Origin of the sequence: Actinosynnema sp. NPDC023658 (assembly GCF_040639995.1) — a bacterium.
Lineage (GTDB): Bacteria > Actinomycetota > Actinomycetes > Mycobacteriales > Pseudonocardiaceae > Actinosynnema.
Genome location: NZ_JBFAAX010000742.1, coordinates 1 through 2817, shown reverse-complemented (window position 1 = coordinate 2817; position 2817 = coordinate 1). Strand labels below are relative to the sequence as shown.

2 protein-coding genes and 2 pseudogenes are annotated in these 2817 nt (G+C 72.1%); all 4 read right to left on the bottom strand.

All coding sequences use genetic code 11. The features are described from left to right. Positions 1-336, bottom strand: a pseudogene (locus AB0G02_RS34070) (right-handed parallel beta-helix repeat-containing protein); the annotation flags it as partial. Between the two features lie 149 nt (positions 337-485). Beyond that, entirely contained in the window at positions 486-1676 is a 1191-nt protein-coding gene (locus tag AB0G02_RS34065; RefSeq protein ID WP_360802654.1) for a mandelate racemase/muconate lactonizing enzyme family protein, read from the bottom strand. A gap of 28 nt (positions 1677-1704) precedes the next feature. Next, positions 1705-2532 carry a carbohydrate ABC transporter permease gene (locus tag AB0G02_RS34060; RefSeq protein ID WP_360802652.1) on the bottom strand — a complete coding sequence of 276 codons (828 nt, stop codon included), beginning with the start codon at positions 2530-2532 and terminating at the stop codon, positions 1705-1707. Then, positions 2532-2817: pseudogene (locus tag AB0G02_RS34055) on the bottom strand (sugar ABC transporter permease); the annotation flags it as partial. The gene AB0G02_RS34060 and the pseudogene AB0G02_RS34055, both read right to left, overlap by 1 nt.

Below are 2817 nucleotides of genomic sequence, written 5' to 3'. Positions count from 1 at the left end.
GCTGATCACGGGGCGCGCGGACGGCGCGGCCTGCCACAGCACGCGGTAGCCGTTGGTGCCGGAGTCGGCGGCGGTCAGCCGCAGCGGCTCGGACAGGCGGTACACGCCGTCGGCCAGCTGCACGACGATGTCGCCGGACATCGAGCCGGCCTGCGACCGCACGGCGGCCTGCGCGGCGGGCAACGCGCACGGCTGGGTGGCGGAGCAGGCGGTGCCGCTGCCGGACGGGGAGGCGTAGAGGGTCGTGGTGGCCGCTTGCGCGGGAGGTGCGAGGGCCACCACCGCGGTGGCGGTGGTCAGCACCGCGGCGAGGACGGCCGACAACGGCCTTCTCACCGACGGGGTCGGGGACGCGAACAAGGGGGACCTCCTGGGGTGGGTGTGGTGCGCGAAGCCCGGTCGAGCTGTCCGGTGTGCACTTCGTCGTGGCACAGGCGTTCCGGTCGAGCACGCGGCCACGGCCGCCGAGCAGGACGTGCCAGGACCTAGCGGGGAACCGGTGGCTCGTCGGCCACGACGGCGGGGGACGTGAGGCGGTCGGGCGGGGTGGCGGTGTCCCGCACCACCGCCAGCAGGCGGTGCCCGGCGCGTTCCGGGCGGACGTGGGGGCCCTCGGACGTCGGGGCGGGCAACGCGGGGGCCGACGCGGCGATCGCTTCCTCGTCGACGCGGATGCCCAGCCCCGGGCTGTCCCCGAGGACGAACCCGCCGTCCTCGATGTGGAGGTCGATCGAGAGGCCCACCGGCGGGTGGAGGTCCTGCAACTCGCTGGCCAGGTGGTTCGGCAGCGACGTCGCGGCGTGCAGCAGGCCGATCGGCGTGGTGCCGATGGGGCTGACCGGCAGGTCGTGGGCGTGCGCGAGGGCCGCGACCCGCAGGAAGTGGGTGACGCCCCAGACCGCCGCCGCCTGCACGACGTCGACGGCCCCCGCCGCGATCAGCGGGCGGTACTGCTCCAGCCCGGTGAGGTTCTCCCCGGTGGCGACCGACGCCCGGATCCCGCGCCCGACGGCCGCGTGCCCCTCCGCGTCCCACCGCCGGACGGGCTCCTCCACCCAGATCAGGTCGAGCGTGCGCTCCAGCTCGCTGACGTGGCGGACCGCCTGCTTGCGGGTCAGCGCCTCGTTGACGTCGAGCATCAGGCCGGGCCGCGCCCCGTGACCGGCGGCGGTGAGCACGTCGCGCACCAGGATGAGGCGGTCCCGGTCGCGGTCGACGTCGAGGCCGCCCTTGATCTTCGCCACCCGCAGCCCGCGCTCGGCGTAGGCCTCGTAGGCCGCCACGAGCTCGTCGTCGCCCAGCTCGATGTCCAGGCCGGAGGCGTAGCCGGGCACGCGGCGGTCGCGTCCGCCGAGCAGCCGCCACAGCGGTTCGCCGGCGGCCTGCGCCTTGATGTCCCACAGCGCCGTGTCGAGGGCGCCGATGGTGCCGAACACCGGGCCGGCGTGGCCCGCCTTGAACGTCCGGCGCAGCATCCGGTCGTAGAGGGCGGTGACCGCGCGCGGGTCCTCGCCCTCGATCGCGGTGAAGATCGACTCGATCTCGACGTGCGGACCGAGTCCGACGCCGGTGATGCCCACGTCGGTGTGCACGAGGACGAGGGGGACCCGGATGAGGCCGTCGGTGAAGACGCCGTTGGCGTCCCCGACGGGCCGACCCCAGTCCTGGACTGTCATGAGGGTCCGGTAACCGGTGATGCGCATATCAGCCCTTCGTGGCTCCGGCCGTGACGCCATCGGCGATCTGGCGCTGCAGGAACAGGTAGACGACCAGCACGGGCACCGCGGCGATCAGCACCCCCGAGGCGAACACGGGGATGTCGTCGGAGTACTGCCCGCGCAACGAGGTGACCCCGACCATGAGCGTGCGGTGCTCAGCCGACGGCATCACGAGCAGGGAGATGAGCACGTCGTTCCAGCAGAAGAGGGCGTTGAGCACGCCGACCGAGATCAGCGCGGGCGTGCCCATCGGCAGCATGATCCGCCAGTAGACGCCGAACAGCGTGTTCCCGTCGATCCGGGCGGCGTCCACGATGTCCGCGGGCACCGTCGCGTAGTAGCTCGTCATCAGGAAGACGGTGAACGGCAGGAACTGCGCCACGTACGCGAGGACCAACCCCGGGTAGGTGTCGACGAGACCGGTGTCGGCCAGGACCCTGGTCAGCGGCACCATGATCACCTGGAACGGGATGAACAGCGCGGCGAGGCAGCCGAGGTACAGGGCCGACGAGCCGCGGAACCGCAGCCGGGCGAGCGCGAACCCGGCCATCGACCCGAACAGCAGCAGCAGCGCGACCGAGCACGTCACCACGACCACCGAGTTCAGGAAGTACCGGGACATGCCGACGCTCGTCCACGCGGCGGTGATGTTGTCCCACCGCGGCGAACCCGTCAGGGAGAACCGGTCGAGCACGTAGTCGCGACGGGTCTTCACGGCCACGTTCGCGGTGAACAGCAGCGGGTACACCGTCGCCAGCGCCAGCCCGGCCATCGGCACCGCGACGACCCACTTCGCCACCCGCCCGCCGGCCATCAGTCCTCCCTGCCCGCGCGCCGCAGGATGCCGATCTGCGCCATCCCCACCAGGAGCATGATCAGGAACAGCGCGGTCGACGCCGCGGAGGCGAGGGCCGGTCGGTCGAACTGCCCCTGCTGGATCCAGATGTAGTACTCCGGCAGGTAGGTGGACGCCTCCGGCCCACCGCTCGTCATCACGAACACCAGGCCGAACATCGAGGTCAGCATTCCGATCATGGTGGTCACGAAGACGAACTGGATCGTGCGGGTCAGGCCCGGCACGATCACGTGCCGGATGGCC